This is a genomic window from Inquilinus limosus (assembly GCF_051487185.1).
Classification (GTDB): Bacteria; Pseudomonadota; Alphaproteobacteria; order DSM-16000; family Inquilinaceae; genus Inquilinus; species Inquilinus limosus_F.
In genome coordinates this window covers 35,143-61,121 of sequence record NZ_JAHVDK010000015.1, presented here as the reverse complement: position 1 = coordinate 61,121, position 25,979 = coordinate 35,143, and the positions used below count along the sequence as shown (strand labels likewise).

Genomic DNA, 25,979 nt, shown 5'->3' with positions numbered 1-25,979 from the left:
GGACCGATCTGTGCATAGTCCGCGACTTCGCGTAACGGCATCCCGGATCCGAATGCCCGTAGACCGGACCTGGCAGGCCCTTTCGGCCGCCGACCGCCTCGTCGCAGAGCCCCTCAGCACCCCATGACTCGATTCTATGTGACCGGCACCGACACCGGTGTCGGCAAGACCCTCGCCTGCGCCTGCCTGGCCGCCGCCTGGGACGCCGACTACTGGAAGCCGGTGCAGACCGGCCTGGCCGAAAAGCCGGGCGACATCGCCACCATCGCGGCCCTGACCGGCCTGTCGGCCGACCGGCTGCACGCGCCGCGTTACGCCTTCCAGGCGCCGCTGGCCCCGGTCGCCGCCGCGGCGCTGGAGGAGAGCGAGATCGACCCGGCCTCGCTGACGCCGCCCTTCACGACCCGGCCGCTGCTGATCGAGGGGCCGGGCGGCGGGCTGATGGTGCCGCTGGACTGCTCGACCCTAGCGATCGACCTGCTGGGGGTGTGGCGCTACCCCACCATCGTGGTGGCGCGCAGCGGCCGCGGCACGATCAATCACACCCTCCTGACCATCGAGGCGCTGCGCCACCGCAAGATCCCGATCGCCGGAGTGGTGATGAACGGCCCCCTCAATGCCGGCAACCGCGCCGCGATCGAGAAGCATGGCGGCGTGCCGGTGATCCTGGAAATCCCGGAGCTGCCGAAGGTCACCCGCGCCGTGGTCGAGGAACTGGCGCACGCCGTGCCGCCGCTGGGCGAGATCGTCTCCGAGGCCGTGGCCGCCTGAGGCGGCTTGCGAAACCCTTTCGGAACGCCTTCCCCTCACCGTCATTGCGAGGAGGCGAAGCCGACGAAGCAATCCATGCCGCCGGTTCGAGCGGCCCGATGGATTGCTTCGCTGCGCTCGCAATGACGAAGAGTATCCCGCTGTTGACCTTTGCCTCGGCCTTCTCCAGAAATCGTTAAGATATAACATTTCGGAGAAGGGGGATGCGGATCGCGCGTGTTCTCGCCGCGGCCGGGCTGGCGTTCGGCCTCTGGGCCGGGATCGCTTCGGCGCAGGACCGGCCGCTCAAGGTGGTCGGGCCCTGGGAGATCGCCGGCATCGACCCGGCGCAGTCGGGCTACATCTTCAGCCGCATGCAGGTGGCCGAGACCCTGGTCACGGCCGATCCCATGGGCACCCTCACCCCGGCCCTGGCCGAGTCCTGGTCCGCCGCCGATGACGGGCTGACCTGGCGCTTCCGGATCCGGGGCGGCGCCGTCTTCCACGACGGCACGCCCGTCACCGCCGAGGCGGCGGCGGCGAGCCTGCGCCGCGCCCGCGCCGGGGCCGGCCCCCTGTCCCAGGTTCCGATCGCCGAGATCGCCCATGACGGCGCCGACGTCGTCGTCCAGCTAGAGCGCCCCTTCGCCGCCCTGCCCGCCTTCCTGGTGAACTACAGCACGATCGTCCTGGCCCCGGCCTCCTACGACGAGGCCGGCCGGGTCACGCGGATCATCGGCTCCGGCCCGTACCGGGTGAAGGCGCTGACGCCGCCGCTGAAGCTCGAGCTCGAGGAAGCCGGCGGCTGGTGGGGCGGCGAGCCGGGCATCCGGGAGGTGGAATATCTCGCCGTCGGCCAGGGCGAGACCCGGGCGCTGATGGCCGAGAGCGGCGAGGCCGACCTCGCCTTCTCCATGCTGCCCGTCTCGGTGGCGCGGCTGAAGCGCGATCCCGATCTCGACGTGCGCGCCGCGACCATCCCCCGGACGCGCCTCCTGAAGCTGAACGCGGCCTCGCCCTTCTTCGATGACGTCCGGGAACGGCGGGCGCTGAGCCTCGCCATCGACCGCGCCGGCATCGCCAAGGCGATCCTGCGCAACCCCGAGCTGGCGGCGACCCAGCTGTTCCCGCCCGGCCTCGCCGGCTGGCACGTACCCGACCTGGCGCCGCTGCGGCGCGACCTCGAGGAGGCGCGGCGCCTCCTGGCCGAGGCCGGCTGGACGCCCGGCAGCGACGGCATCCTCGAGCAGGACGGCCGGCGCTTCAGCCCGACCCTCGTCACCTACGCCAACTGGCCGGAGCTGCCGCCGATCGCCACCGCGCTGCAGGCGCAGCTGAAGGAGGTCGGCATCGACCTCAAGGTGTCGGTCGGCAACAGCTCGGAGATCGTCAGCCGGCACCAGGACGGCACGCTGGAGATCGGCCTGATCTCGCGCCTCTACTCCGTCGTTCCCGACCCGATCGGGGCGCTGACGCAGGACTACGGGCCAAAAGGCGGCGACTGGGGCGCGATGGGCTGGTCCGATCCGGAGCTGCTGGACATCGTCGGGCAGCTGATGACGACGAGCGACCCGGACCGGCAGCAGCCGCTGCGCCGGCGCGCCGCCGAGATCCTGCAGGACCAGCTGCCGGGCATCCCGGTCACCTGGTCGGAGCTCGCGATCGTCGCCAACAAGCGTATCACCGGCGTGGAGATCGACCCGCTGGAGGTGAATTACCGCCTCGCCTCGATTCGCTGGGCGGACTAAGGGCGACGCGATGGGACGGCTTCTTCTCCCCAGGCTGGGCCAGGCTGCCCTGGTGGCGCTGGTCGTCGGCGCCCTGTGCTTCGTGCTGATGCGCGTCCTGCCCGGCGATCCGGCGATGCGGATCGCCGCCGGCCGCTACGGCCCCGACGCCATGAACGCGCAGGCGGCGGAGAAGGTGCGGGCCGAGCTTGGCCTCGACCGGCCCTGGCCCGCCCAGTTCGCCGACTGGATCGCCGACCTGGCCCGGCTGGACCTCGGGCGATCCCTCGTCACCGGCGCGCCCGTGGTCGAAGAGCTGGAGGTCCAGCTCGGCTACTCCCTGTGGCTCGCCGCCGCGGCGCTGGGGCTGTCGCTGCTGATCGGCCCCGCGATCGGCGTCGCCGCCGGCCTGCGGCCGCAGGGCTGGGTCGACCGGCTCGGGCTGGCCGGATCCATCATCCTGCGCGCGCTGCCGCCCTTCGTGCTGGGCCTGATCCTGATGCTGGTCTTCGCCATCCGGCTCGGCTGGCTGCCGCCGGCCGGCTTCGGCACCTGGCGGGAGCTCGCCCTGCCGGCGCTGACTCTCGGCCTCGGCCTCGCCGCCGTGTCGAGCCGGGTGACGCGGGATGCGGTCGCCGGCGTGGCGGCGACCCCCTTCTTCGCCTTCGCCCGGCATAAGGGGCTGCCGGAGGCGGTGGTGGTGCGCCGCCACGGCCTGCGCAACGCGGCGATCCCCGTCGTCTCCTATCTCGGCCTGCAGGCGATTTACCTGGTCGAGGGCGTCGTCGTGGTCGAATCGATCTTCGCCTATCCCGGCATCGGTCACGCCCTGGTCCACGCCATCATCGAGCGCGACGTTCCCATGGTGCAGGGCACGGCCCTGGTCATGGGGCTGATCTTCGTCGCCATCACCGCCGCGGTCGACGCCGCCACCGCCTCGCTCGACCCGCGCCCGAGGACCACGCGATGACACTGGCCCTGCCCTCCCCGTCTCCGCGCCTCGGGGCCGCGCGTGCCCTGGGCGGCGGGCTGCTCCTCGCGCTCGGCGCCTTTGCCGTCCTCGGGCCCTGGCTGGTGGAGGCAGATCCCGCCGCGCAGGATCTGGGCGCCAGCCTGGCGCCGGTCGGTGGCGATTACCTGCTCGGCGCCGACCATTACGGGCGCAGCCTGCTGGCCCGGCTGGCCCATGGGGCCCGGTTGTCCTGCGGCATGGCCGTCCTGACCATGGCGACGGCGGCCGTGCCCGGCGTGCTGCTCGGCCTCGCCGCCGCCTGGCGCGGCGGCTGGGTGGAGCGGCTGGCTGACCTCGCCTCGACCGTCGTCCTGGCTCTGCCCGGGCTGATGCTGGTCCTGCTGCTGCTGGCCTTCGCCCCCGGCAATTTCGGGCCGCTCTATCTCGGCCTCGCGCTGACGCTGTGGGTCGAGTTCTATCGCGTCACCCGCGCCACGGCGGCAACCGTGCTGAAGCAGCCGCATGTCGAGGCGGCGACCCTGCTCGGCTTCGGCCCCTTCTATGTGCTGCGCCGCCACGTCCTGCCGGTGATCGCGCCGCTGATCGGGACGCTCGCGGCCTTCGCCATGGCGACGGCGATCATCGCCATCTCGACCCTCAGCGCGATCAGCGTCGGCCTGCAGCCGCCGACGCCGGAGCTCGGCAGCATGATCGTCGAGCTCCTGCCCTACTACGCCGAGGCGCCGCTGCATGTGCTGCTGCCCGCCGGCCTGATCGTGCTGCTCGTCCTCGGCTTGCAGCTCGTCGCGCAGAGGGACTCCCGATGAACGCCCCCGACCATGGCCTCTCCATCGCCGGCCTCGGCATCGTCTCGGCCGCCGGCCCTCTCGTCGCCGGGGTCGACTTGTCGCTGCGCCCCGGCCGGCCGATGACCCTGCTGGGCGAAAGCGGCTCGGGCAAGTCGCTGGTCGCCCAGGCGATCATGGGCACCCTGCCGACCGGGCTGCACGCGTCGGGCTCGATCCGCCTCGGCGGCGCCGACCTGCTCGCCCTGCCGCCGGCGGAGCGGCGGGCGCTCTGGGGCCGCGCGATCTCGCTGCTGCCGCAGGAGCCTTGGCTCGCCCTCGACCCGACGATGCGGGTCGGCGCCCAGGTGGCGGAGGTGCACCGCTTCGTGCACCGGCGCCCCCGGGCGGAGAGCGAGGCCCGCGGCCGCGAGCATCTGGCGGAGGTCGGGCTCGGCCGCGCCGAGGCGCTCTACCCGTTCCAGATCTCGGGCGGCATGGCCCAGCGCGCGGCGATCGCCATCGCCCATGCCGGCGGCAGCCCGCTGCTGATCGCCGATGAGCCGACCAAGGGCCTCGACGCGCAGCTCCGCGACGGCGTCGTGGCGCGGCTGAAGCGCGAGGCGGAGGCCGGCCGCCTGCTGCTCACCATCACCCACGACATCGCGGTCGCCCGGGCGCTGGGCGGGACCGTCGGCGTCATGCTGGACGGGCGGATCGTCGAATCCGGCCTGGCGGAGACGGTGCTGCGGGCGCCAGACCACGCCTACAGCCGGGCGCTGCTGGCCGCCGACCCGCAGGGCTGGCCGGACCGGGCGCCACGGTCCTCGGGTGGGCCGGTCCTGCGTGGCCGCGGCCTTGGCAAGGCCTTCGGCGGCCGCCGGCTGTTCGCGGGGATCGATCTCGAGGTGCGGGCGGGCGAGATCGTCGCCGTGGTCGGCCCCAGCGGCTGCGGCAAGACCACGCTCGGCAACATCCTGCTCGGCCTGGCCGCGCCCGACAGCGGCACGGTCGAGCGGCCCGGCGGCCAGCCGCGGCTCAGGTTCCAGAAGCTGTACCAGGACCCGCCCGCCGCCTTCGCGCCGCATCAGCCGATCCGCCGGGGTCTGCGCGACCTGGCCCGGCTGCACCGCCAGCCCTGGGACCGGGTGGAGCGGCTGATGGCGCGGCTGCGCCTCTCGGACGGGCTGCTCGACCGCCTGCCGGGCCAGGTCTCGGGCGGCGAGCTGCAGCGCTTCGCCCTGCTGCGGGCACTGCTGCTGGACCCGGTGTTCCTGTTCGCGGACGAGGCAACCTCGCGCCTCGACCCGGTGAGCCAGCAGGAGGTGGTGGAGCTGCTGCTCGAGGTGGTGGCCGAGACCGGGCTGGGCGTGCTCCTGGTCACCCACGACCTCGCCCTGGCGGAGAAGCTCTCGACCCGGGTGCTCAGGTTGTCGGGGCCGGAGGGAGACGCCGCGGCACGCGGCGCGGCGGAGCTGGCCGCGCCGGTTTAGGGGCGATCAACGGAAAGGCCGGTGCCGCCCCCTCACCCGAAATCGCTGACGCGATTTCGACCTCTCCCCAAGGAGAGGTGAAGGGGCTGCGGTTCCTAGTCCCCTCTCCTCGGGGAGAGGGAGGGGCCCATTCGCGGCAGCGAATGGGAGGGTGAGGGGGAACCGCGTCGCCGAGCAAACTTGGCGTTCGACGGCCTCAGTCCAGAGCCTCGTCCATGGCGAAGCCGCCGCGGCCGTCGAGGGTGAAGCGGCCCTCCTGCATCGCCTTGACCCAGCGGGCCGAGCGCTCCAGCCCGCCGAAGGCGAAGAGGTGCAGCTGGGCGAGGCCGCAGGCCGGATCCTTGGCGCGGTAATCGGCCAGCGCGGCCAGCAGCCGGTCCGGCACCGAGACCGAGGCCAGCTTGGCGATGTTCATCGCCTGGCGGGTCAGGAACCGCATCGACGGGCCGACGCCGCACATCGCGGCGTAGTGGATCAGGCTCTTCAGCTTGGCCGGACCGGCCAGGCCGAGATGGATTGGCAGTTCGTTGCCGGCGCGGCGCAGGTCGCGGTCCCAGGCGATGATCGCCTCGGCGTCGAAGCAGAACTGGGTGGCGATGTACATGTCCGTGCCGGTCGCCTTGGCATAGGCGTTCTTCTCGGCCACGGCCCGGGCGATCTCCTCCGCCGGGATGTCCTTGCTGCCTTCGGGATGGCCGGCGACGCCGATGGTCTTGATGCCGTGCTGCTGCAGCAGGCCCGTCTCCAGCACCTGCATGGTGCGGTCGAACGGGCCGACGGGGGTGGAGACGCCGCCGCCGATCACCAGCGCCTGGTCGACCCCGGCCTCGCCGGCGAGGCGGCGGAGATAGTTGTCGAGCTGGGCCCGGCTCGCCAGGCTGCGGGCGGCGATGTGCGGCACCGGCACCAGCCCCTCGCCGCGCAGCCGCGCCGCGGTCTGCACGATCTCGCCGAGATCGGCGCCCGGCAGCATGGTGACATAGACGCGGGTGCCGGCCGGAAGATGGGCGCCGTAGCTGGCGGTCTTGGTGGCGATGCCGGGCGCGGTCTCGATCGACAGATCGCGGAACAGGTCGACGACCGCCGTCTTCGGCGTCGGGAGCGAGACAACCTTGGCGGCCGACCGATCGAATCCCAGCATCCACCGTCCTCCATGGGCACGGCGCCATCACCGGCGCTGGTGGAGAAGATGGTGGTGCCGGGGCTCCGGCGCTGCGTCGCCGACGACCGGAACTGTCCGGAAGACGACACCGCGGCCTCGTTGCGACAGGCCGGCCCGCCCCGCGTGCCAGGATGGAGGTCCTTTGGCATAGTGGGAGGCGGAAGCGGACCCGTGCCCGAGGCCGCCATCATCGAAGGGGGAAACCATGTCCAAGATAGCCTTGCGGCTGGCCCTGTGCGCCGGCCTGGCCCTGATCTCCGCCTTCCTGCCCGCTGGCCGGGCCTCCGCCCAGGACCTGGCGGCAAGCTATCCGAACCGGCCGGTCACCATCATCGTGCCCTTCGCCCCCGGCGGGAACACCGACTTGTTCGGTCGCCTGCTGGCCGATGAGATGAGCAAGACCTTCGGCCAGCCCTTTGTCGTCGAGAACAAGCCGGGCGCCGGCGGCGCCATCGGCGCCGAGCTCGTGGCCAAGGCCGAACCGGACGGCTACACGCTCGGCATGGCCACGGTCAGCACCCATGCGATCAACCCGTGGGTCTACAAGGACCTGGCGTATGATCCGGTGAAGGACTTCGCGCCGGTCTCCCTGTCCGCGACCCTGCCGAACCTGCTGGTGGTCAACCCGTCCTTCCCGGCGAAATCGGTGCCGGAGCTGATCGCGCTGCTGAAGGCCGAGCCGGACCGCTACAGCTACGCCTCCTCCGGCTTTGGCACCTCGATCCACCTCGCCGCCGCCGCCTTCGAACAGCAGATCGGCTCGCGCATGACCCATGTGCCCTACAAGGGCAGCGCCCAGGCGCTGGGCGACGTCGTCGCCGGCCATGTCGACATGATCTTCGACAACATCCCGACCGCGGTGGAGCAGGCCAAGGCCGGCACCGTCCGCCCCCTGGCGGTGACCGGGCTGCAACGGGCCAAGGTGCTGCCGGACGTGCCGACGGTGGCGGAGTTCATCCCGGGCTTCGACATCACCTCCTGGCAGGGCATCCTGGCGCCGGCCGGCACGCCGCCCGCCATCGTCGCGAAGTTGAGCGCCGAGGCGCAGCGGATCATGCGCCTGCCGGAGATCCGGGCGCGGGTCGAGGCCCTGGGCGCCCAGCCGATCGGCAGCACCGCCGAGGAGTTCGCGGCCTACATCAAGACCGAGACGGCGAAGTATAAGCCGATCGTCGAGGCTTCCGGCGCCACGGCGCAGTAACCGTCAGCGCTGTTCCGCCGCGATCCGCAGACCGAGCGCGACCAGCAGGGCGCCGGTGACGCCCTCGATGGCGCGGCGGATCCGCGGCCGGCGCAGCACGTCGCCGGCCTTGGCCACAGCGACGGCATAGGCGGCGAGCCAGGCGAAGGTCATCAGGCTGAACACCAGGCCGAGGGCGAGGAAGGCGGTGAAGGCCGGCTGGCCCGCCGGCACGAATTGCGGCAGCAGGCTGGCGAAGAACACCGCCATCTTCGGGTTGCCGAGATCGCTGACCAGCCCCTGGCGGAACGCCGCACCGCGGCCGAGGCGCCGGGCCGGCCGCGCTGCGGCTGCGGGATCGCCCGCCCTGTCCGCCCGCCACGCTGCGCGCAGGGCATGCAGGCCGAGCCAGACGAGGTAGGCGGCACCGGCATATTTCACCGCCAGGAACAGCGGCTCGGACGCCACCAGCAGGGCGACGATGCCGAGGCTGGTGGCGAAGGCCCAGATCGCCTGGCCGACCGAAACGCCGAGGGCGGTGAAGACACCGCCGGCGCGGCCGCCGAGGAGGGCGTTGCGCACCGTGACCGCGGTGTCGGGGCCGGGCGTGACGATGACCAGCGCCGACACCCCGAGAAACGCCAGGATCGAACTCGCCAGCATCGCCGTTCTCCCGTTCCGCCTGTCTCCAGGGAACGGTACCGGCGCGGCGTGCGGGGAGTCGAGTCGACCTCTCCCCTCACCGTCATTGCGAGGAGGCGAAGCCGACGAAGCAATCCATCGTCCCGCACGAACTGCCCGGTGGATTGCTTCGCTGCGCTCGCAATGACGGTAAAGGGAGGCGCGAAACCGCCTCACCGCCCGCCCGGGCGAACTCCAAAGCTGGCGAGGAAGCCCAGCGTGCCGAGCAGCGCGGCGATGCCGAACACCCAGCTGGCGGCGGGGATGATCGCCTCGGGGGTCAGCGCCACAGCCATGCCGGCCTCGTTGGCGATCAGCCCGGCCACCGCGGCGCCGATGGCGTAGCCGCCGGACTGCAGCGTCGGCAGCAGGGCGGAGGCGGCATCGCGCTCGCCTGGCCGCGCCGCCTCCATCACCGCTTGGCTGAGGAAGGCCCAGGAGATGCCGAAGCCGGCGCCGATCAGCACCTGGCACAGCATCAGCAGCCAGGGCCGGCCCGTCGCCACCGCCGCCATCACCCCGAGCAGGCCGAGGGCGAGCAGGAATGGCCCGAGCCGGATCAGCCGACGCTGCGCCTCCGGCCGGACGATGCCGGCGACCAGAACGGCCGAGCCGCTCCAGGACAGCGCCATCAGGGCGCTGACATAGCCGGCCATGGTCGGGCCATAGCCCCAGAGATGCTGGATGGTGATGTTGAGATAGACCGTGGTCGCGGCCTGGGCCACCGGCATCAGCAGCACCACCCAGAGCCCAGCGCCGACGGTCGACCGGAAGGTGAAGGCGTCGGACGGGAACAGCCGGTCGCGGCTGCGCCGGTCGGCCAGCACCACCGCGGCCAGCACCAGAAGCGCCGCGGCGACGCACAACGCCGCCTGCCAGCTCTGCGGCACGATGCCGGCGATCGAGACCAGCATGATGCCGAGGGCGCAGCCGAACAGGCGCCCGATCGGCACCCCGGCACCGGTCCGCGTGCCCGGGTCGGGCGGCACCACCACGGCGACCAGTGCGGCGAAGACCAGGATCGCCGGCACGTTGACCAGGAAGGCGGCGCGCCAGGACACTGTCTCGGTCAGAACGCCGGAGAGCAGCGGCCCGCCGAAGGCCGCGGCGGCCCAGACGATGGCCTCGGCCCCGAACACCTTGGGGATCAGGCGCGACGGGAACATCTCGGGGATCAGCGCGTAGCAGACCGCAGCGATCACCCCTTCCCCCGCGCCCTGGAACAGGCGGCCGACCAGCACCATCGGCATCGATGTGGCGAAGCCGCAGACCAGCGTGCCGGCCAGGAAGGCCAGCGCCGCCAGCAGCAGCGTCGGACGGGTGCCAAGCCGCTGCTTCAGCATCGCCGAGGCGGCGCCGCCGACGATGGCGGCAACGAGGAAGACGGTGAAGGCCCAGCTGATCAGCCCGACGCCGCCGAGCTCGACCACCGCAGTGGGCAGCGAGGTCGAAACCAGGAAGGCGTTGAGCGCGTAAAGCGCCACACCCAGACACAGGGTGGCGACCGTGGCGGCATAGCGCCGGGTCAGCAGCTCGCCCCACCGCCCGTCGATCGTTTCCTCCATGGCCCGCCCCCTTTTTGCAAGTCACTTCTTGCTATATCCGGTGAATTAGAAAAGCAATCGCTTTGAAAATAGACAGCAGCCCGCACCACTCCGAGCGGAAGACAGGATGGACCGGCGGGACGGTGGACGCCATCAGTCCGGGCCGTTCCCCGCGCCCTTGCACGGGTGAAGAGTCCGGAGCCGTGCCTCCGCCCGGTCGAGGCCGAGCGTGAGCAGCACGGCGATCTCGTCCTCGCGCAGCCCCTGCTCCACGGCGCGCCAGCGCAGCTCGCAGCGCCGCACCACCTCGTCGAGGTCGGCGTCGGACAGGATGTCCCGAATCGGTCGCATGGGCGGTTCCTCGGCAATCGAGACGGTGAGATAGGGCGCCGCCGTGGCGGCGCCCCGTCCGGCTCAGGCCTGCGAGACGATCCGCCCGATCTCGGCGATCACCGCGTTCCGCTGCTCGAACGACGCCGACGGCAGCTCGCAATAGGCGGTGACGATGACCGCCCCCCGTCCCGGCGGCCAGGCGATGGCGACATCGTTGGTGCTTTTCTCCTTGTTGCCGCCGGTTCCGGTCTTGTCGCCGACCAACCAGTCCGCCGGGAACCCGGCCCGCAGCCTGGTGTCACCCGTCTTGTTGGTGATCAGCCAGGCGGCCAGCTGGTCGCGCGAGCGCCTGGACAGCGCATCGCCGAAGAGGAGCTTGCGCAGCGTCTCCAGCACCGCCGCCGGCGTCGTGGTGTCGCGAGGGTCGCCCGGCCCGGCATAGGCGTTCAGCTCCGGCTCGATCCGATCCAGCCGGGAGATGTCGTCGCCGAGGGACCGCAGAAATGCGGTCAGCGCCGACGGCCCGCCGAAGCTGGCGAGCAGGAGGTTGCCGGCGGTGTTGTCGCTGTAGGTCACGGCCGCGTCGCACAGCTCCGCCATCGTGATTCCGGCTCCGCCGACGCGGTGTTCGATCACCGACGGCCCGGTGGCCACGAGATCCTTTCGCGAGAACACGACCCGCCGGTCGAGCTGCTCCTTCTTCTGGTCGACGCGGGCGAGGACGAAGGCCGCCGCCAGCGCCTTGAAGGTGCTGCACAGCAGGAAGCGCTCGTCGGCCCGATATGCAGTGCGCGCCCCGGTGGCGAGATCGAGGACGGCGACGCCCAGGCGGGCGCCCTGTGCGCGTTCGAGTTCGGCGAGCCGGGCCTCGGCGTCCCGGCCGGCCTGCGCCCGCGCCGTCGATGGGAGAGAGGCCAGCGCGGGGACCGCGAGCAGAGAACCGGCCAGCGCCAGCCGGCGCGATACCATGATCGTCAATGCTGTCTCCATGATTCGGGTGGCTGCCGGACGGGCCCTGTCCGGAACGGCGCCGGACTCGCCGGCCGCCGCTCGCCCTCTGAATAGGCGGACGCGATGCCCCTAGCCAAACGAGGAATACTCCGCTTAGACATGAGCCAAGGTTGGCCTCAGGCGGGTGAGCCGATGGATGTCTCGCAGATGCCGCTCAACGCCTTGCGGGCCTTCGAGGCATCCGCCCGACTCGGCAGCTTCACCCGCGCGGGCCTGGAGCTGCGGGTCACGCAGACCGCCATCAGCCATCAGGTCAAGGCGCTGGAGGAGACGCTGGGCGTGACCCTGTTCGAACGCCTGCCGCGGGGCCTCGCCCTGACCGACGAGGGACAGGCGCTGCTGCCGGTGCTGACCGATGCTTTCCGCCGCATGAGCGCCACCCTGAGCCAACTCGAGGAAGGCAATTTCCACGATATCCTGACCGTGGGCGTGGTCGCGACCTTCGCGACCGGCTGGCTGCTGCGGCGGCTGCAGAGCTTCAAGCAGCAGAATCCCTCGGTGGATCTGCGCATCAAGACGAACAACAACCGGGCCGAGTTTCTCGCCGACGGCTTGGACTACTTCATCCGGTTCGGCGACGGCGCCTGGCACGGCACCGATGCGCTGCGCCTGACGACCGCGCCGCTGTCGCCGGTCTGCGCGCCGGCGCTCCGCGAACGTCTTCGCGGCCCGGCGGACCTCGTCAACGAGCAGCTGCTGCGGTCCTACCGGGTCGACGAGTGGAGCATCTGGTTCCGGGCAGCCGGCATCGAGCCGCCGAAGCTCCGCGGCTGGATGTTCGATTCCTCGCTGACCCTGGTGGAGGCGGCGGCGCAGGGCGTCGGGGTGGCGCTGGTCCCGGTCGCCATGTTCGCCGACGAGATCGAGTCGGGACGGATCGTCCAGCCCTTCGACATCGCGGCGCCCGCGGGCAGCTACTGGCTGACGCGCCTGAAATCGCGCACGGAGACGGCGTCGATGCAGGCCTTCAGGCGCTGGATCCTGGCCGAGATCGAATCAGCATAGCCGGGCGATACGGCCCGGGGATTATGGGAGGGGCGCTTCGCGGCGCCCGCCCAGAGTTCCGAAACGGGCTCTCACTCCAACATGCCGAGGGCCTGCTTATAGAGGTCGAGCAGCTCCTCCTGCTCGCGGCGGTCGTCCTGCTCCATCTTCCGCAGGCGGATGATCTGGCGGATGATCTTGACGTCGAAGCCGGTGCCCTTGGCTTCGGCATAGACATCCTTGATGTCGCCCGCGATTCCCGCCTTCTCCTCCTCGAGCCGCTCGATGCGCTCGATGAACGACTTCAGGCGATCCGCGGCGATACCACCGACATCCGACATGGCTGGTCCTTCAAAGGGAATGGTCCGTTCAGGGCGCGGGACCATAAAGCGGCCACGCCGGGGCGGCAAGCGGGCTGTCCCAGCCCAGCGCGGCCGCGGGATTCCGGCTGGCGGCGACCGCTGTTTCCCGGTCTGATTCGGCCATTGTCCCCGTCGTCATGGCGAGCCCCGAAGGGGCGTGGCCATCCAGCGGCACCGGCCCCTGGATCGCCACGTCGCTTCGCTCCTCGCGATGACGGGTTGTGAAAAGCCGACGAAAGGCTCGCCGGCGTCAGTGTTTGTGCGAGGCCGCGAACCCCTTCTGCTGCTCGGCCGACGCCTCCTTCTGGTGCTTGGCCTTCCAGCTCTCGTACGGCTCGCCGTAGATGATCTCACGCGCCTCGGCGTCCGGCAGAGGGATGCCGCGCTGCTCCGCCGCCTCGCGGTACCAGCGCGACAGGCAGTTGCGGCAGAAGCCGGCCAGGTTCATCAGGTCGATGTTCTGCACGTCGGTGCGCTGGCGCAGATGCTCGACCAGGGTGCGGAAGGCGGCGGCCTCCAACTCGGTGCGGGTCTTGGCGTCAATCTCGGTCATAGTGGTGTCCACGGGTTCCGGAACTCAGGATGCGGCGGCACGGGGGTGCTGCGGTACTTCGCCCGACAGCCCCTCCTTGGTCTCCAGGATCAGCCGGTCGACGACGCGGCGGAGCGCCTCGGCCTCGTCGGCGCCCTGGGCCAGCGCCTCATAATATGTGGCGAGCTGGCGGTGGGCCGAGGTGCCGCGGGCCAGGATGTCGCGCGCCTGGATCACCTCGGCCTCGCAGCCCAGTGCCGCTGCATCCTCGGCGATCAGCACCAGCACCTCCTCCAGCAGCTCGGCATAGGGCACGAGCTTGCCCTTGCCCCAGTCGATCAGCCCCTCCTCGAAGCCGTAGCGCATCGCGCGCCAGCGGTTCTCCTCGATCAGCACGCTGCGGTAGCGGCGCCAGGCGATGTTCTGGGCCCGAAGCCGCCACAGCATGCGCAGCAGGCACTGGTAGAGGGCGGCGACGGTCAGCCCGTCCTCGACCCGGGTGCAGACATCGGTGACCCGCATCTCCAGCGTCGGGAAGCGGGCGGAGGGGCGGATGTCCCACCAGATCTTGCTGCCATCCTCGATCACCCCGGCCTGGACCAGCGCGGCCAGCGTCGCCTCGTACTCGCCATAGCTCTGGAACTCCTCCGGCATGCCGGTGCGCGGCAGCTCGGAGAACACGGCGAGGCGGTAGGATTTCAGCTTGGTGTCGGTGCCCTGCCAGAACGGCGAGGAGGTGCTGAGCGACAGCAGATGCGGCAGGAAGTACCGGACCTGCCGCATCAGGTCGATGCGCAGATTCGGGTCCTCGATCCCGGCATGGACATGGGTGCCGCAGATCAGCAGGCGCCGCACCGGCACGCCGAGGTCGCGCGCCAGCTGGTCGTAGCGGCTGCGGTCGGTGTGCTTCTGCGGCCGCCAGGTGCCGAAGGGATGGGTCGAGGCGGCGATCAGGGCCAGGCCGTGCCGCTCCACCTCCTCGATCACCGAGCGGCGCAGGCGGGTCAGCTCGGTCCGCGCCTCGGCGATGCTGCGGCAGACCGGGGTGCCGACCTCGACCTGGCAACGGAAGAACTCGCGGGCGACGGCGCCCTCGTGCCGGTTCTCCAGCGCCTCGACGAGGTCCGGCGGCGGGTCGGCCACCAGGTCGCGGCTGGCCGGGTCGACCAGCAGATACTCCTCCTCGATGCCGAGGGTGAGAGCGGGCTCTGTCATGCGACCGCCTGCAGCGGCTGGTACAGCGTTTGGTCGGCCAGGATCGGGGCGAAGATCCCGGCCATCCGGTCGGCCCAGGCCGCGGCATCCGCCTCGGCCGCGATCAGGTCCTGCCGCATCTCGATCAGCACATGCGGCAGGCCGCGCGGCTCGGCATGGTGATGGATGGTGTAGCCATGCTCGTTGCGGCCGGAATAGGGTTGGTTGTCGCCGACCGTGATCTCCGGGTCGCGGCGCAGCGCCTCCATCAGCGGCAGCGGGATGCGGCCGTCGTCGCGCCATAGCACCCCGACATGCCAGGGCCGGGCGAAGCCACGCATCACCGGCGTGAAGCTGTGCAGCGACAAGAGCGCCGGGGCCGGGCAGCGCGCCTCCATGCGGTCCAGCTGCTCGGCGATCGCTTCGTGATAGGGGTGGAAGAAAGTGTCAGCCCGGGCGGCCTCCTCTTCCCGCGTCAGCTTCGCGTTGCCGGGCACGATAACGCCGTCGCTGATGGCGCAGATCGAGGTCGGGTCGTCGAGCTGCCGGTTCGGATCGAGGATCAGGCGGGAGTAGCGGTGCAGCAGCAGCGGCGCATCCAGCCGCTCGGCCAGGCGGCGGGCGAAGGCGTCGATGCCGATGTCGTAGGCGACGTGGCGGTCGAGCACCCCCGGATCCACCCCGAGGGTGCCGAGGGATTTGGGGAAGGCCCGGCCGGCATGGTCGGCGACCAGCAGGGCGCAGGCCTTGCCGTCGGGGTTCACCAGCTCGAAGGGCGGCGGATCGTCGGGTCCGATGAGAGTCATTTGCCGGCAGCCTAGGGCCGGATCACACGAAATGGAATTGTGAACGATCCCGGTTCCCTGCCGAACCCAGCCTTTCCGACGCTGCCGTCTCGCCGGTCGCCTGGACATCGGGATGGCGTCTACTGATCCTTCTTATCGACCTTTGGCTTGCGGCCGGCGGCGCGGATGTTGACGAAGCGGATCAGGAGATCGAACCAGAACTGTGAGCCCCAGGAGACGGCGACGGCCGTCAAAGCCCATCCCAGGATGGCGGCGCTCCAGGCAGCCCCCCAATCCAACGAGCCCCTCGGCAAGGAGCCGCCGATCGAGAATCCAGGCTGGCTCCAGCCGAAGGGAATCGTCAGTCCCTCCAGCACCTGCAACGATGGATCGGGCAGTTTCTGCCCGGCAGCGATACTCTCGGCACGGGCGATGATCGCCTGCTGATCCGCCGGGGACAGGCGCATGAGCTCATAAGCGATCCTCGGCGTGTCGATATTCAGGGATACGGCCAGGATCATGCCCAAGGCCAGCATCATCCATTGCGCTCGGCGCTTGTACCAACCTGACGCCCGCTCCATGCAGTCGTCGAACCATTCTTCGACCGACCCCCGGAACGCCGCGATATCGCCGCCGGCCTGCTGCCAAAGGATGGTCAGCGCCGGGACGGTCTGCGCGGCGCGCATGACACCCTCGCCAGCGACGATATCCTGGACGGCGGCACCGAACAGCGTCGGCGGGATATAGGACGGACGTCCGGTGGGGGAAAGGCCACGGATCAGCGGATGGCTGTAGAGTCGGTCGACCAGCTTTGTCCGTTCGCGGTCGTCCAGCATGCTTGCCAGGACCGCCTCAAGCGATCTCGCCCGCAACGACAGCAGATTCGCGATCAATTCCTGGATGGCGGAGCAGATCACGCTCAGGATCAGGAAGACCAGGATCAGCCCGAGAAGCGTTGCGATCATGGCCGTCATCCGACACTGGGTTCGCCGAAGACCCACGGCGCGTTGCGGCTGAACCATCCTGGTCGGCGTTCGCTCAGGGCATAGCCGTTCTTCTCGCCGTCCCTGTCCCGGACCTTTCCTTGCCAGATCAGCCCCTTCTGTTTCGCCGCCAAACCGACGAGGGCGCCTGCCACAGCTGCGTCGGTAAGGCCCGTCGAAACCACCAGGCCGGCGATGGTGCGGTAATCGTATTTCGGTGCGGCCAATTCGGCATAGACCTGCCGTTCATCGTCCGTCAGCGACCACGGCATAACGATCTGGTCGCGCCTTACTAGGTCCGACAACACTGTCCAATGGATGAAATCCGCCAGTTGCGACGCCCCCTTCAAGCTCCACAGCGTCCGCAGTGCCAGACGGATATGCGGGGTCTTGATCTGCCGACGGATGACTCCCGGCACGAGCATCGATGCCCGTTCGGCGATCCGCCGTTCCAGGGTCGCCAGCCGGGTTTGGGGGATTTGCGGCCAAGGCGGCAGGCTGATGGGCTCGGCGGCGTCTCCCACCAGCGGGATGATGCAGTATTCCGGCCCGGCGGCGCCGAGGGACGAAAACGCCGGATTGCCAAGCGCGGTTGGGCTCCATGTCTGCATGATCGGATTCTGGGCACCGACGGTGAAGACGTCCCGCAGGAACTTCTGGCAGTTCCGCCGGCCAAGCTGGTAGTCGTGGTCACGGAAGGACTGGTCAGCGAAGCCGCCGAACCCGCCGAGCAGCCCGGTCGCGATGGCATAGCGCTCCACTTTGCCATCATCGCCGCGGCGGGGTGCGATCAACCAGCGGCTATAGACGGTCTCGTCCAGCGCCAACACCAGTTCCCGGAGCTTGAACCGGGCTTGATTCTTCAGAACCGGGAACAGCGACATCGCGACATTGCGCAGCGAGCCGTCGAGCGCTGCCGCCTCGGGGCCGAGGGCCGGCGGCTCGGGGAACGGGTCGATCATCACGACGGCCCGGACCGCCGTGTTCCCTGCGCGCGGATTCGCCGTCGCGTTGTTCGGAAGCAGCCCCTGATGGGCGTATTCAAAGGGTTCGTTGTCGATCAGGCCGCCATCGATCGTCAGGTATCTGAAGTGATAGCCCGGCCCGACATTCCAGGATGCAGGCCAGCTCGGCTTGATGCTCGCCCCCTGCACCCCCTGCAGCGCAGGCCATTGCCGTCCATTGTATGAATCAGCGTCGGAATCGATCTCACGCGAGGCCAGGCCGATCGGGAAAGCCGCGGACGCCAGCGCCGCCTCCGCATAGTCGCGCCAGCCGTTCGGCATGGCCGCGGCACCGGAGGGCAACGTCTTGATGCCGAGGGTGATCGCCGGGTCCGCGGCGCACCAGTTGTTCGGCGCTGTCCCTGCGCCCAACCCGTCCAGGATGTAGTGCAGGCGGTCGCCATGGGACAGCATGCCATGTCCCTGATTGGCCTGGCCCTTGAACGTGACGGTGTAGGGCACGCCGCGCATGTTGGACACCATCAGATACATGTGCAGCGGTGCCCCGATATAAGGCAGGTTGCCGACGGCCGGTGTCCCGGCCGGCAGTCGCAGGGCTCGATCCGCGATGTCGCGGAGGATGGCCGAGTTCAGGATCGATGAGATCGGCTGCGTCTGGTTCTGCAAGTCGCTGATCGACAGCAGGTCCGCGCCCCCGGTCGGCGAGGCGAGGTCGGGCATCACCACCCAGGCATCATGGAGCGCAGGCAGGGTGTAGGCGACCGGCCGCTGGCCCGGACCCGCGGGCGGGCGCAGACCGCCGGCCAGCGCGGCCATGCCCAGCGCGCCAGTGATCGCCCCGGCTGACGCCCCCGCGACGACCTTGATGCAGACGGAGTGATTCGGCACGTCGTCAGGCTGCGTCTTCTTCGCCTGCTCCCAGCGGTCCAGGGCCTGGAACAGGAAGTCGAGGACGCCTGCCGAGTAGGCTCCAGCTGATATCGCCCCTGCCAGGGCCAGACCGATCTCAAATATCGGCTTTGCGGCCTCCCCCTCAGCCATCGCAATTCTCCCCAAATGCAACAGGGGAGATCCGTCGGAAAGCTCCCCGGCCAATAGCAATAAACCAATAAAATTCCCAAATTCCCTGCAATATAACATCATTATTATACGCAATCCATACGGCATCAGGCGTAAGGACCGATCTGTCCGCGTCTCCCTTCCGAGCAATTGCGTCGCACCGCCCAACGTGGATGCACGCTGCGGTTTCGTCTGACATAGTGCTCGCCCTTCCCTGAGCGAGAGGCGTTCCGATGACCAGCCCAGACCTGTCCGCCCTGCCCGTCTTCCCGGATCTCGCCGGCAAGGCTGTTCTGATCACCGGATCCAGCACCGGCATCGGCGCCGCCGCGGCCCGTGCCTTCGGCCAGAACCGCGCCAAGGTGGCGGTCAACTACAATGCCAGCCGCGAGGCGGCCGAGGCCGTCGTCGCCGACATCAAGACCGCCGGCGGCGAGGCGATCCTGGCCCCCGGCGACGTGACCAAGCCCGAGACGGCGCAGCGCTTGGTCGAGCAGACCGTCGCCGCCTTCGGCCGGCTGGACGTGCTGGTCAACAACGCCGGCGCCCTGGTCAAGCGGGTGCCGATCGCGGAGTACAGCGACGACTTCGTCGACGCGGTGCTGGACCTCAATGTCCGCCACGTCGTCCGCTTCATGCGCGAGGGCGTCGCGCAGATGCGCCGGCAGGGCGGCGGCGGGTCGATCATCAATCTCAGCTCGATCGCCGCGCGGCACGGCGGCGGCACCGGCTCGGTGATCTATGCGGCGTCGAAGGGCTTCGTCGCCGTCGCCACCCGCGGCTGGGCCAAGGAGCTGGCGAAGGACAACATCCGGGTCAACGCCATCTCGCCCGGCGTCATCACCACCCCGTTCCACGAGCGCTTCTCGACGCCGGAGCAGCTGGCGGCGATGCAGGCGACGATCCCGATGAACCGCCTGGGCACCGCCGAGGAATGCGCCGCCGCCTTCCTCTATCTCGCCTCCGACGCCGCCAGCGGCTACGTCACCGGCCAGATGGTGGAGATCAACGGCGGGCAGTTCATGCCGTAGGCCCCGCCGCCGCGTCCGCCGCGCCGCCTTCGGGGATCGGTGCGCTCGCTTCCAGGGACGGCTTCTCGCCCGGGCCGTGGACTCGTCCGCGGCCTCGCGAGCATGGGGTCAGCACGCCTTCTCCAATACAAATCGTATGCGAGTGAATAGTAAGGCTGATACATTGGGCTAGTTTCACCTATATAACTACCGAACTATTTAATCGGATATGAATCGAGTATTTCCTGCAAACCCCACCGACCTTTCCCATCCCGCAGGAAAGACGCATGCCCGAAGACATCGACCGCCAGCGCCGCCTCTTCGGCAGCGCGCTGATGACCCTGGCCGCGGCCCCGTTCATCTCGATCGGGCCCGCGGCCGCGCAATCCGGCCCGACGGGCGCGGTTCCGGCAAAGCCCGGCGCTTCCTTCGGCCCGCTGAAACAGATCGACGCCGGCGACCTCAACGTCGGATACGTCGAGGCCGGTCCCACCGACGGCCCGCCGGTCCTGCTGCTGCACGGCTGGCCCTACGACATCCACAGCTTCGCCGAGGTCACGCCGCTGCTGGCGGCCGCCGGATATCGGGTGATCGTGCCATATCTGCGCGGCTACGGAACCACGCGCTTCCTGTCGGATGCGACGGTCCGCAACGGCGAGCCGGCCGCGCTGACCGCCGACGTCATCGCCCTGATGGACGCGCTGAAGATCCCGAAGGCGATCCTCGCCGGCTTCGACTGGGGCGCGCGCACCGCCTGCATCGTCGCGGCGCTGTGGCCGGAGCGCTGCCAGGCACTGGTCTCGGTCAGCGGCTATCTGATCAGCAGCGTCGCCGCCGGCCGGCGCCCGCTGCCGCCGAAGGCCGAGCTCCAGTGGTGGTACCAGTTCTACTTCGCCACCGAGCGTGGCCGCGAGGGCTACAGCCAGAACCGGCGCGACTTCTCGCGGCTCATCTGGGAGATCGCCTCGCCGCAATGGCGCTTCGACGACGCCACCTTCGACCGCAGCGCCGCGGCCTTCGACAACCCGGACCATGTCGACATCGTGGTCCACAACTACCGCTGGCGGCTGGGCCTGGCCGAAGGGGAGGCGCGCTACGACCTTGAGCGCCGGCTGGCCGAGGCGCCGGTGATCGGCGTGCCGACCATCACCCTGGAAGGCGACGCCAACGGCGCGCCGCATCTGGAGCCTGCCGCCTACCGCAGCAAGTTCTCGGGCCGGTACGAGCACCGGACGCTGACCGGCGGCATCGGCCACAACCTGCCTCAGGAGGCCCCGCAGGCCTTCGCCCAGGCGGTGATCGACGCGGACCGGTTCTGACCGGCCTTCACCCCTCCACCCCGCTACACAAAGGACATCCCATGGTCGAGCTCGCCGATCCGACCCACAAGGTCGTCGACAGGACGGTCGAGCTGGTGGTGCCGCGGCGGGGCGGCGGCGACCACTGACTCGAGGCCCCGCGTCACTTCCCTGCCTGGTCCGCCCAGTCGGCGGTGCGGCTCTCCCCGTTCAGGAAGGGCAGCACCGTCTCCACCAGCTGCGGCGCCAGGAAGATGTCGTAATGCGTCAGGCCGGGCAGGATGGCGAGGCGGTTCCGCGACATGTGCTCGCGCTGCCAGCCGGCGTCGCGCAGCCCGCCGCCGAGCAACTGGTAGAACTTCACCACATGCTCCGGCCGGTACATGTCGCTGTCGCCATAGACCAGCATCACCGGCATGGTCAGCTTCGGCACATCCGCCGACCAGTCGTAAGGCTTGCGCATCAGCGCGCCCATGGCTTCGAGCAGCCGCGGGAAGTCGCCCGGATTGGGCGCCACCGCGACGTACGACTTGTACATCGGCGTGTCCTTCATCATCTCGGCCATGCCGGCACCGACCGCGGCTTGCTGCGGCAGCATCTCCGGATAGAAGCCGTCCCGCGCATAGCCGGCCGAGACGAGGGCCAGGCGGCGCACCATCTCCGGATTCTGGACCGCGAGCTGGAACCCGACGCCGCCGCCCATCGAATAGCCCAGCACGTCGACCTTGTCGTATCCGAGCTGGCGCAGGATCGCCGCCATGTCGGCGCCCATCGCCATAAGATCGATTGGCCGGTCGCCCAGCGGTGTGCGGCCGTGGCCCTGCAGGTCGACGGCGATGACCTGCCGCGTCTCCGTCAGCCTCGGCAGCAGCGGCGCGAACATGTCGATCGAGCCGAGGCCGCCATGCAGAAGCAGCAGCGGCTCTCCCTGGCCGCGGACCTCGTAGTAGTAGCCGATGCCGCCGGCCTCGGCATGGCCGCTGCGAAGCGGCGCGGCCGACGCCTGCGCCTGGGCGGCGGCGGGCGCGGCGACGAGAGCCGCGGCCGCGAGAACACCGGAAAGGATCGTCTTCAGCATGTCGGGCTCCATCCCTGGGCCGGCGGCATGCAGCCGCCGTGATGCTATGGCCCAAGGACGCCGCCGCCAGGGCGGCCCCGACATCGCCCTCCAAAAAAGTCAGGGCGTCTCGTAGACGAAGATCCGCGATCGGTCGTCCTCCGGCATCGCGGTCAGGCGCAGGCCGGAGGCGGTGGCCTCGACCAGCACCGGGTTGCGGGTGATGGCGGTGCCGTCCTCAGTCCACAGCAGCACCGGCACCTGGAAGGTCGGCCGGCCGGCGGCGAGGTCGACGATCTCGATCCCGCCCAGGCCGAAGACCGGCGAATCCGGCGTGCGGCGGAACTCGGTGATGCCGGTGCAGATGGCGCGGCCGACCGGCAGATAGGCGCAGTCCTGATAGTCGAGATAGTGCTCGGGGTTCAGCGTGCGGGTCGGCGCGGCGGCCGTGTCGACCTTGCCCTCCGTGTCCAGGCGCCAGGTGTAGAAGCGGCGCGAGCCCCAGCTGACGCCGTGCAGCGTGTTGTGGTCGGTGTCGTGCACCAGCCCGCCGATATGGTCGTCGACGCGGCCGACCGCGACCGCCTCCAGCGTCTGCGGGTCGACCCGGTACAGGATCGACCGGCTGTTCGGCCGGTATTCCGCGACCGGCACCCACAGCCAGCGCCCGTCATAGTCGATGCCGCCCGGGTGGTAGATCGAGCCCTCGCCGAGCGTGATGTGGCCGATCTGCCGGCCCTGGTCGTCGAGCTTGAACAGATGGCCGACGCCCTGGCCGGTGTCGCGGTCATAACCGTCCTGCGGCTGGGCGTAGCGCTTGGTCGGCACGGTGATCTCGACCGAGGAGACGAAGAGCGCGTCGCCGACCCGGGCGAAGCCCTGCGGATGCTCGGTATCGAACGGCACCTTGATGGTCTCGACCAGCCGCCACTGGGTCGAGCGCGACAGCCCCTCGATGCGCCGGGCCAGATCGTCCGGCCCGGCCGAGGCGGCGGTGGCGGCGGTGACGGCGGCCAGGACGATCCCGGCGGCCAGGGCGGCGAAACGATGCATGGCGAATCCCCCGGATGCGGCGCGCGCATCCTGCCGCGGCGGCGTGACGGTTTGATGATAGCACCGGCCCGCGCGGCGCGCCGGTCTCCCCTGCGCGCCGATGCATGGTGCGGCGCCCGGCGCCGCAGATAAGCTCCCGGCCACCATGAGCGACGCCGTCCTGTCCCCCTCCCCCGCCCAGCGCCTGGCGCTGCCCGCCCTGATCCTGGGCGGGCTGGCGATCGGCAGCTCGCCGATCTTCGTGCGCCTGTCGGAGGTGGGGCCGATCGCGACGGCGGTCTGGCGCGTGGCCCTGGCCCTGCCGATCCTGCTGCTGTGGTACCGGGCGGAGCGGGCGCGGGGCCACGCGGCGCGGCCGCGGAACCTGGCCGACTGCCTCACCCTGGCCCTGCCCGGCCTGTTCATCGCCGCCGACCTCGTGGCCTGGCACTGGGCGCTGGCCATCACCTCGGTCGCCAACGCTACGCTGCTGGCCAATCTGGCGCCGATCTTCGTCACCCTCGGCGCCTTCGTCCTGTTCCGCACCCCGATCCGGCCGATTTTCGCCGCCGGCCTGGCCGTGGCGGTCGCCGGCGTGATCGTTTTGAAGGGCGGCGGCTTCGGCGACGGCAGGCTGGCCGGCGACGCCCTGGCCGCGCTCGCCGCCGTGTTCTACGGCGGCTACATCCTGTCGGTCGGCCGGCTGCGCGACCGCTTCTCCGTCGCCACGGTGATGCTGTGGACCAGCGCCGTCGCCGCCGCAGCGACGCTGCCGCTGGCGCTGCTGATGGAGCCGTCGTTCCTGCCGCCGACCCTTTACGGCTGGGCCGTGCTGCTCGGCCTGTCCTGGGTCTCGCAGGTCGCCGGCCAGAGCCTGATCACCTATGCGCTGGCGTGGTTGCCTCCGGCCTTCTCCTCCCTCACCCTGCTGATCCAGCCGGTGGCCGCGGCGGCGCTGGCCTGGATCGTCCTGGCCGAGCCGCTGGGCCCGGCCCAGGGCCTGGGCGGCGCCCTGGTGCTGGCCGGCATCCTGCTGGCCCGGAGAGCCTGATCGCATGGCCGAGACCCGCCTCACCCTCAGCCTGCTGCCGGAGACGCTGGCCGTGGCCCGGCTGCCGGCCGCGGCGCCGCTGCCCGGCTGGGTCGATTGGTCCGACCCCTTCGTCACCGTCAGCCGCACCCGCGACGAGCTGTCGGTGGTGTGCCCGGAGGCCCGGGTGCCCGCGGACGTGCAGGCCGAGCGCGGCTGGCGCGGCGTCAAGGTCGAGGGGCCGCTGGACTTCGCCTTGACCGGCATCCTGGCCCGACTCGCGGCGCCGCTGGCCGAAGCCGGCATCAGCATCTTCGCGATCTCGACCTATGACACTGACTACCTGCTGGTGCGCGCTGGCGACCTGGAGGCCGCGACCGCGGTGCTGCGGCGGCAAAACGAGCTGCGTGTCTGATCCGCAACACCGGCTCCGGAGCTGGGCATTTCCGCCCGGATCGGGGCCACAGCGAAATATTAAGTCCACGTAACATCGGAAGCTCCGCGCACATTCGACGTTGGCGAAGGGCCGCGGATGTGATTTCTTGCCGCCCGTCGGCGCGATCGGATCGGGGGACGGGCCCATCATGCCCGGCCTTGCCACGCCGACACGAGACCCGGGAGTTCAGCCATGCCCAAGAAGCGCCCGTCGTTCCGCCGCACGCGCCAGACCAAGATCGTCGCCACGCTGGGCCCCGCCAGCAGTTCGGCCGAGGCGATCCGCGGGCTGTTCCAGGCCGGCGTCGACGTCTTCCGGCTGAACTTCAGCCACGGCAAGCAGGAGGACCACGCCGCGCGCCTCGCCCTGATCCGCGAGGTGGAGCGGGAGTTCGATCACCCGATCGCGGTGATGGCCGACCTGCAGGGGCCGAAGCTGCGCCTCGGCACCTTCGCCGAGGGCCCGGTGCGGCTGACCGAAGGCCAGAGCTTCCGCCTGTCGCTCAAGGAGCGCCCGGGCGACGCTGCCGGCGTGACCCTGCCGCATCCCGAGATCTTCGCCGCGATCGAGCCCGGGCAGATCCTGCTGCTCGACGACGGCAAGGTGCGCCTCAAGGTGGTCGACTGCGGCCCGGACTTCGCCGACACCGTGGTCGAGGCGGGCTCGCGCCTGTCCGACCGTAAGGGCGTCAACGTGCCGAATGCGGTGCTGCCGCTGTCGCCGCTGACCGACAAGGACCGCGACGACCTGCGCTTCGCCCTCGACATCGACGTCGACTGGGTGGCGCTGTCCTTCGTGCAGCGGCCGGAGGATATCGCCGAGGCGCGCCGGCTGATCGCCGGCCGGGCGCAGGTGATCGTGAAGCTGGAGAAGCCGGCGGCGATCCAGCATCTGGACGAGCTGGTCGAGCTGACCGACGCGGTGATGGTCGCCCGCGGCGATCTCGGCGTCGAGATGCCGGCCGAGGACGTGCCGTCGCTGCAGAAGCGGATCATCCGCGCCTCGCGCCAGGCCGGTAAGCCGGTGATCGTGGCGACGCAGATGCTGGAGAGCATGATCGCGTCCCCGACCCCGACCCGGGCCGAGGCCTCCGACGTCGCCACCGCCGTGTTCGACGGCGCCGATGCGGTGATGCTGTCGGCCGAGACCGCCTCGGGCGAATACCCGGTCGAGGCGGTGACGATGATGGACCGCATCGCCAAGCGAGTGGAGAAGGACCCGATCTACCGCACCATCCTCGACGCGGTGCACTACGACCCGGAGAACACCACGGCCGACGCCATCACCGCCGCGGCACGGCAGGTGGCGCACACCATCGGCGCGGTGGCGATCGCGACCTACACCACCTCGGGCTCGACCACGCTGCGCGCGGCGCGCGAACGGCCGGAGGTGCCGATCCTGTGCCTGACCTCGAACCTGCAGACCGCCCGCCGCATGGGGCTGTGCTGGGGCGTGCACGCGGTGCACACCGAGGATGTCAACAACTTCACCGAGATGGTCGGCAAGGCCTGCCGCCTGGCCCGGCATGACGGCATCGGCGCCCCCGGCCAGCGCCTGGTGGTGACGGCCGGCGTGCCGTTCGGAACCCCGGGCAACACCAATGTGCTGCGTATCGCCTGGATCGAGGACTGATC

Annotated in this window: 25 protein-coding genes; 12 read left to right on the top strand and 13 right to left on the bottom strand. The window is 70.3% G+C overall.

Features of this window, described 5'->3' with window-relative positions:
- The first annotated feature begins 123 nt into the window (after window positions 1–123).
- The 5 genes from bioD (at window position 124) to KXR53_RS18250 (ending at window position 5,707) form a co-directional block, all read left to right on the top strand.
- Window positions 124–771, top strand: a complete 648-nt coding sequence (gene bioD, locus KXR53_RS18270) for a dethiobiotin synthase (protein WP_437376677.1) — start codon at window positions 124–126, stop codon at window positions 769–771.
- Between the two features lie 203 nt (window positions 772–974).
- Window positions 975–2,498, top strand: a complete 1,524-nt coding sequence (locus KXR53_RS18265) for an ABC transporter substrate-binding protein (RefSeq protein ID WP_437376676.1) — start codon at window positions 975–977, stop codon at window positions 2,496–2,498.
- Between the two features lie 10 nt (window positions 2,499–2,508).
- Entirely contained in the window at window positions 2,509–3,447 is a 939-nt protein-coding gene (locus KXR53_RS18260; RefSeq protein WP_437376675.1) for an ABC transporter permease, read from the top strand.
- A complete protein-coding gene (locus KXR53_RS18255) occupies window positions 3,444–4,256 on the top strand; it encodes an ABC transporter permease (RefSeq protein WP_437376673.1) in 813 nt (270 codons plus the stop codon). The genes KXR53_RS18260 and KXR53_RS18255 overlap by 4 nt, the downstream gene beginning before the upstream one ends.
- Complete coding sequence (locus KXR53_RS18250) at window positions 4,253–5,707, top strand: ABC transporter ATP-binding protein (RefSeq protein ID WP_437376671.1); 1,455 nt, start codon at window positions 4,253–4,255, stop codon at window positions 5,705–5,707. The genes KXR53_RS18255 and KXR53_RS18250 overlap by 4 nt, the downstream gene beginning before the upstream one ends.
- A gap of 196 nt (window positions 5,708–5,903) precedes the next feature.
- Here KXR53_RS18250 and KXR53_RS18245 read toward each other — a convergent pair whose 3' ends face one another.
- Entirely contained in the window at window positions 5,904–6,848 is a 945-nt protein-coding gene (locus KXR53_RS18245) for a metFprotein (RefSeq protein ID WP_437376670.1), read from the bottom strand.
- A gap of 226 nt (window positions 6,849–7,074) precedes the next feature.
- Here KXR53_RS18245 and KXR53_RS18240 point away from each other — a divergent pair, with 226 nt between their 5' ends.
- Window positions 7,075–8,070: a Bug family tripartite tricarboxylate transporter substrate binding protein gene (locus tag KXR53_RS18240; protein ID WP_437376669.1), complete on the top strand. Its 996-nt coding sequence runs from the start codon at window positions 7,075–7,077 to the stop codon at window positions 8,068–8,070.
- 3 nt (window positions 8,071–8,073) lie between these two features.
- Here the strand turns inward: KXR53_RS18240 and KXR53_RS18235 are convergent, their stop codons facing one another.
- From KXR53_RS18235 to bla, 4 genes are all read right to left on the bottom strand, one after another.
- Window positions 8,074–8,712 (bottom strand): LysE family translocator, encoded by a 639-nt coding sequence (locus KXR53_RS18235; RefSeq protein WP_437376668.1) that lies wholly within the window; start codon window positions 8,710–8,712, stop codon window positions 8,074–8,076.
- 191 nt (window positions 8,713–8,903) lie between these two features.
- Window positions 8,904–10,295, bottom strand: a complete 1,392-nt coding sequence (locus KXR53_RS18230; RefSeq protein WP_437376667.1) for an MFS transporter — start codon at window positions 10,293–10,295, stop codon at window positions 8,904–8,906.
- Between the two features lie 132 nt (window positions 10,296–10,427).
- Window positions 10,428–10,625 carry a hypothetical protein gene (locus KXR53_RS18225; RefSeq protein ID WP_437376666.1) on the bottom strand — a complete coding sequence of 66 codons (198 nt, stop codon included), beginning with the start codon at window positions 10,623–10,625 and terminating at the stop codon, window positions 10,428–10,430.
- Window positions 10,626–10,688: 63 nt separating this feature from the next.
- Window positions 10,689–11,576 carry a class A beta-lactamase gene (gene bla, locus KXR53_RS18220; RefSeq protein ID WP_437376792.1) on the bottom strand — a complete coding sequence of 296 codons (888 nt, stop codon included), beginning with the start codon at window positions 11,574–11,576 and terminating at the stop codon, window positions 10,689–10,691.
- A gap of 174 nt (window positions 11,577–11,750) precedes the next feature.
- Here bla and KXR53_RS18215 point away from each other — a divergent pair, with 174 nt between their 5' ends.
- Complete coding sequence (locus KXR53_RS18215; protein ID WP_437376665.1) at window positions 11,751–12,623, top strand: LysR family transcriptional regulator; 873 nt, start codon at window positions 11,751–11,753, stop codon at window positions 12,621–12,623.
- Between the two features lie 71 nt (window positions 12,624–12,694).
- On the opposite strand, the gene KXR53_RS18210 is transcribed toward KXR53_RS18215, so the two are convergent.
- From KXR53_RS18210 to KXR53_RS18185, 6 genes are all read right to left on the bottom strand, one after another.
- The gene (locus KXR53_RS18210) at window positions 12,695–12,943 is read right to left on the bottom strand and encodes a DUF2312 domain-containing protein (protein WP_026870748.1); all 249 of its coding nucleotides are present in this window, start codon (window positions 12,941–12,943) and stop codon (window positions 12,695–12,697) included.
- A 271-nt stretch (window positions 12,944–13,214) separates the two neighbouring features.
- Window positions 13,215–13,517 (bottom strand): DUF1244 domain-containing protein, encoded by a 303-nt coding sequence (locus tag KXR53_RS18205; RefSeq protein WP_437376664.1) that lies wholly within the window; start codon window positions 13,515–13,517, stop codon window positions 13,215–13,217.
- A 24-nt stretch (window positions 13,518–13,541) separates the two neighbouring features.
- Entirely contained in the window at window positions 13,542–14,711 is a 1,170-nt protein-coding gene (locus tag KXR53_RS18200; protein ID WP_437376662.1) for a carboxylate-amine ligase, read from the bottom strand.
- Window positions 14,708–15,496, bottom strand: coding sequence for an N-formylglutamate amidohydrolase (locus tag KXR53_RS18195; protein ID WP_437376661.1), 789 nt, complete (start codon window positions 15,494–15,496; stop codon window positions 14,708–14,710). The genes KXR53_RS18200 and KXR53_RS18195 overlap by 4 nt, the downstream gene beginning before the upstream one ends.
- Window positions 15,497–15,615: 119 nt before the next feature.
- Window positions 15,616–16,440 carry a hypothetical protein gene (locus tag KXR53_RS18190; protein WP_437376660.1) on the bottom strand — a complete coding sequence of 275 codons (825 nt, stop codon included), beginning with the start codon at window positions 16,438–16,440 and terminating at the stop codon, window positions 15,616–15,618.
- Between the two features lie 5 nt (window positions 16,441–16,445).
- Window positions 16,446–18,464: a patatin-like phospholipase family protein gene (locus tag KXR53_RS18185; protein ID WP_437376659.1), complete on the bottom strand. Its 2,019-nt coding sequence runs from the start codon at window positions 18,462–18,464 to the stop codon at window positions 16,446–16,448.
- 251 nt (window positions 18,465–18,715) lie between these two features.
- Here KXR53_RS18185 and KXR53_RS18180 point away from each other — a divergent pair, with 251 nt between their 5' ends.
- Both KXR53_RS18180 and KXR53_RS18175 read left to right on the top strand, forming a co-directional pair.
- A complete protein-coding gene (locus KXR53_RS18180; protein ID WP_437376658.1) occupies window positions 18,716–19,513 on the top strand; it encodes an SDR family NAD(P)-dependent oxidoreductase in 798 nt (265 codons plus the stop codon).
- A 266-nt stretch (window positions 19,514–19,779) separates the two neighbouring features.
- A complete protein-coding gene (locus KXR53_RS18175) occupies window positions 19,780–20,811 on the top strand; it encodes an alpha/beta fold hydrolase (protein WP_437376657.1) in 1,032 nt (343 codons plus the stop codon).
- Window positions 20,812–20,953: 142 nt separating this feature from the next.
- Here the strand turns inward: KXR53_RS18175 and KXR53_RS18170 are convergent, their stop codons facing one another.
- Both KXR53_RS18170 and KXR53_RS18165 read right to left on the bottom strand, forming a co-directional pair.
- Window positions 20,954–21,868: an alpha/beta fold hydrolase gene (locus tag KXR53_RS18170; protein ID WP_437376656.1), complete on the bottom strand. Its 915-nt coding sequence runs from the start codon at window positions 21,866–21,868 to the stop codon at window positions 20,954–20,956.
- A gap of 99 nt (window positions 21,869–21,967) precedes the next feature.
- Window positions 21,968–22,900 carry a DUF6454 family protein gene (locus KXR53_RS18165; protein ID WP_437376655.1) on the bottom strand — a complete coding sequence of 311 codons (933 nt, stop codon included), beginning with the start codon at window positions 22,898–22,900 and terminating at the stop codon, window positions 21,968–21,970.
- A gap of 145 nt (window positions 22,901–23,045) precedes the next feature.
- Here KXR53_RS18165 and KXR53_RS18160 point away from each other — a divergent pair, with 145 nt between their 5' ends.
- The 3 genes from KXR53_RS18160 to pyk all read left to right on the top strand — a co-directional run bounded on the left by KXR53_RS18160 (window position 23,046) and on the right by pyk (window position 25,977).
- Window positions 23,046–23,930 (top strand): DMT family transporter, encoded by an 885-nt coding sequence (locus KXR53_RS18160; protein ID WP_437376653.1) that lies wholly within the window; start codon window positions 23,046–23,048, stop codon window positions 23,928–23,930.
- Between the two features lie 4 nt (window positions 23,931–23,934).
- On the top strand, window positions 23,935–24,324 hold the full coding sequence (locus tag KXR53_RS18155) for an ACT domain-containing protein (protein ID WP_437376652.1): 390 nt from the start codon (window positions 23,935–23,937) through the stop codon (window positions 24,322–24,324).
- A gap of 213 nt (window positions 24,325–24,537) precedes the next feature.
- A complete protein-coding gene (gene pyk, locus KXR53_RS18150; protein ID WP_437376651.1) occupies window positions 24,538–25,977 on the top strand; it encodes a pyruvate kinase in 1,440 nt (479 codons plus the stop codon).
- Window positions 25,978–25,979 lie beyond the last annotated feature (2 nt).

What these genes read in the sequence shown, in the direction of transcription:
- bla (WP_437376792.1), bottom strand. Translation starts at nt 11,576, where the DNA reads ATGGTATCGCGCCGGCTGGCGCTGGCCGGTTCTCTGCTCGCGGTCCCC.
- KXR53_RS18210 (WP_026870748.1), bottom strand. Translation starts at nt 12,943, where the DNA reads ATGTCGGATGTCGGTGGTATCGCCGCGGATCGCCTGAAGTCGTTCATC.
- KXR53_RS18165 (WP_437376655.1), bottom strand. Translation starts at nt 22,900, where the DNA reads ATGCATCGTTTCGCCGCCCTGGCCGCCGGGATCGTCCTGGCCGCCGTC.
- KXR53_RS18185 (WP_437376659.1), bottom strand. Translation starts at nt 18,464, where the DNA reads ATGGCTGAGGGGGAGGCCGCAAAGCCGATATTTGAGATCGGTCTGGCC.
- KXR53_RS18225 (WP_437376666.1), bottom strand. Translation starts at nt 10,625, where the DNA reads ATGCGACCGATTCGGGACATCCTGTCCGACGCCGACCTCGACGAGGTG.
- KXR53_RS18195 (WP_437376661.1), bottom strand. Translation starts at nt 15,496, where the DNA reads ATGACTCTCATCGGACCCGACGATCCGCCGCCCTTCGAGCTGGTGAAC.
- KXR53_RS18180 (WP_437376658.1), top strand. Translation starts at nt 18,716, where the DNA reads ATGACCAGCCCAGACCTGTCCGCCCTGCCCGTCTTCCCGGATCTCGCC.
- bioD (WP_437376677.1), top strand. Translation starts at nt 124, where the DNA reads ATGACTCGATTCTATGTGACCGGCACCGACACCGGTGTCGGCAAGACC.
- KXR53_RS18175 (WP_437376657.1), top strand. Translation starts at nt 19,780, where the DNA reads ATGCCCGAAGACATCGACCGCCAGCGCCGCCTCTTCGGCAGCGCGCTG.
- KXR53_RS18215 (WP_437376665.1), top strand. Translation starts at nt 11,751, where the DNA reads ATGGATGTCTCGCAGATGCCGCTCAACGCCTTGCGGGCCTTCGAGGCA.
- KXR53_RS18200 (WP_437376662.1), bottom strand. Translation starts at nt 14,711, where the DNA reads ATGACAGAGCCCGCTCTCACCCTCGGCATCGAGGAGGAGTATCTGCTG.
- KXR53_RS18170 (WP_437376656.1), bottom strand. Translation starts at nt 21,868, where the DNA reads ATGCTGAAGACGATCCTTTCCGGTGTTCTCGCGGCCGCGGCTCTCGTC.
- KXR53_RS18205 (WP_437376664.1), bottom strand. Translation starts at nt 13,517, where the DNA reads ATGACCGAGATTGACGCCAAGACCCGCACCGAGTTGGAGGCCGCCGCC.
- KXR53_RS18255 (WP_437376673.1), top strand. Translation starts at nt 3,444, where the DNA reads ATGACACTGGCCCTGCCCTCCCCGTCTCCGCGCCTCGGGGCCGCGCGT.
- KXR53_RS18250 (WP_437376671.1), top strand. Translation starts at nt 4,253, where the DNA reads ATGAACGCCCCCGACCATGGCCTCTCCATCGCCGGCCTCGGCATCGTC.
- KXR53_RS18190 (WP_437376660.1), bottom strand. Translation starts at nt 16,440, where the DNA reads ATGATCGCAACGCTTCTCGGGCTGATCCTGGTCTTCCTGATCCTGAGC.
- KXR53_RS18160 (WP_437376653.1), top strand. Translation starts at nt 23,046, where the DNA reads ATGAGCGACGCCGTCCTGTCCCCCTCCCCCGCCCAGCGCCTGGCGCTG.
- KXR53_RS18265 (WP_437376676.1), top strand. Translation starts at nt 975, where the DNA reads ATGCGGATCGCGCGTGTTCTCGCCGCGGCCGGGCTGGCGTTCGGCCTC.
- KXR53_RS18155 (WP_437376652.1), top strand. Translation starts at nt 23,935, where the DNA reads ATGGCCGAGACCCGCCTCACCCTCAGCCTGCTGCCGGAGACGCTGGCC.
- KXR53_RS18245 (WP_437376670.1), bottom strand. Translation starts at nt 6,848, where the DNA reads ATGCTGGGATTCGATCGGTCGGCCGCCAAGGTTGTCTCGCTCCCGACG.
- KXR53_RS18235 (WP_437376668.1), bottom strand. Translation starts at nt 8,712, where the DNA reads ATGCTGGCGAGTTCGATCCTGGCGTTTCTCGGGGTGTCGGCGCTGGTC.
- KXR53_RS18260 (WP_437376675.1), top strand. Translation starts at nt 2,509, where the DNA reads ATGGGACGGCTTCTTCTCCCCAGGCTGGGCCAGGCTGCCCTGGTGGCG.
- KXR53_RS18230 (WP_437376667.1), bottom strand. Translation starts at nt 10,295, where the DNA reads ATGGAGGAAACGATCGACGGGCGGTGGGGCGAGCTGCTGACCCGGCGC.
- pyk (WP_437376651.1), top strand. Translation starts at nt 24,538, where the DNA reads ATGCCCAAGAAGCGCCCGTCGTTCCGCCGCACGCGCCAGACCAAGATC.
- KXR53_RS18240 (WP_437376669.1), top strand. Translation starts at nt 7,075, where the DNA reads ATGTCCAAGATAGCCTTGCGGCTGGCCCTGTGCGCCGGCCTGGCCCTG.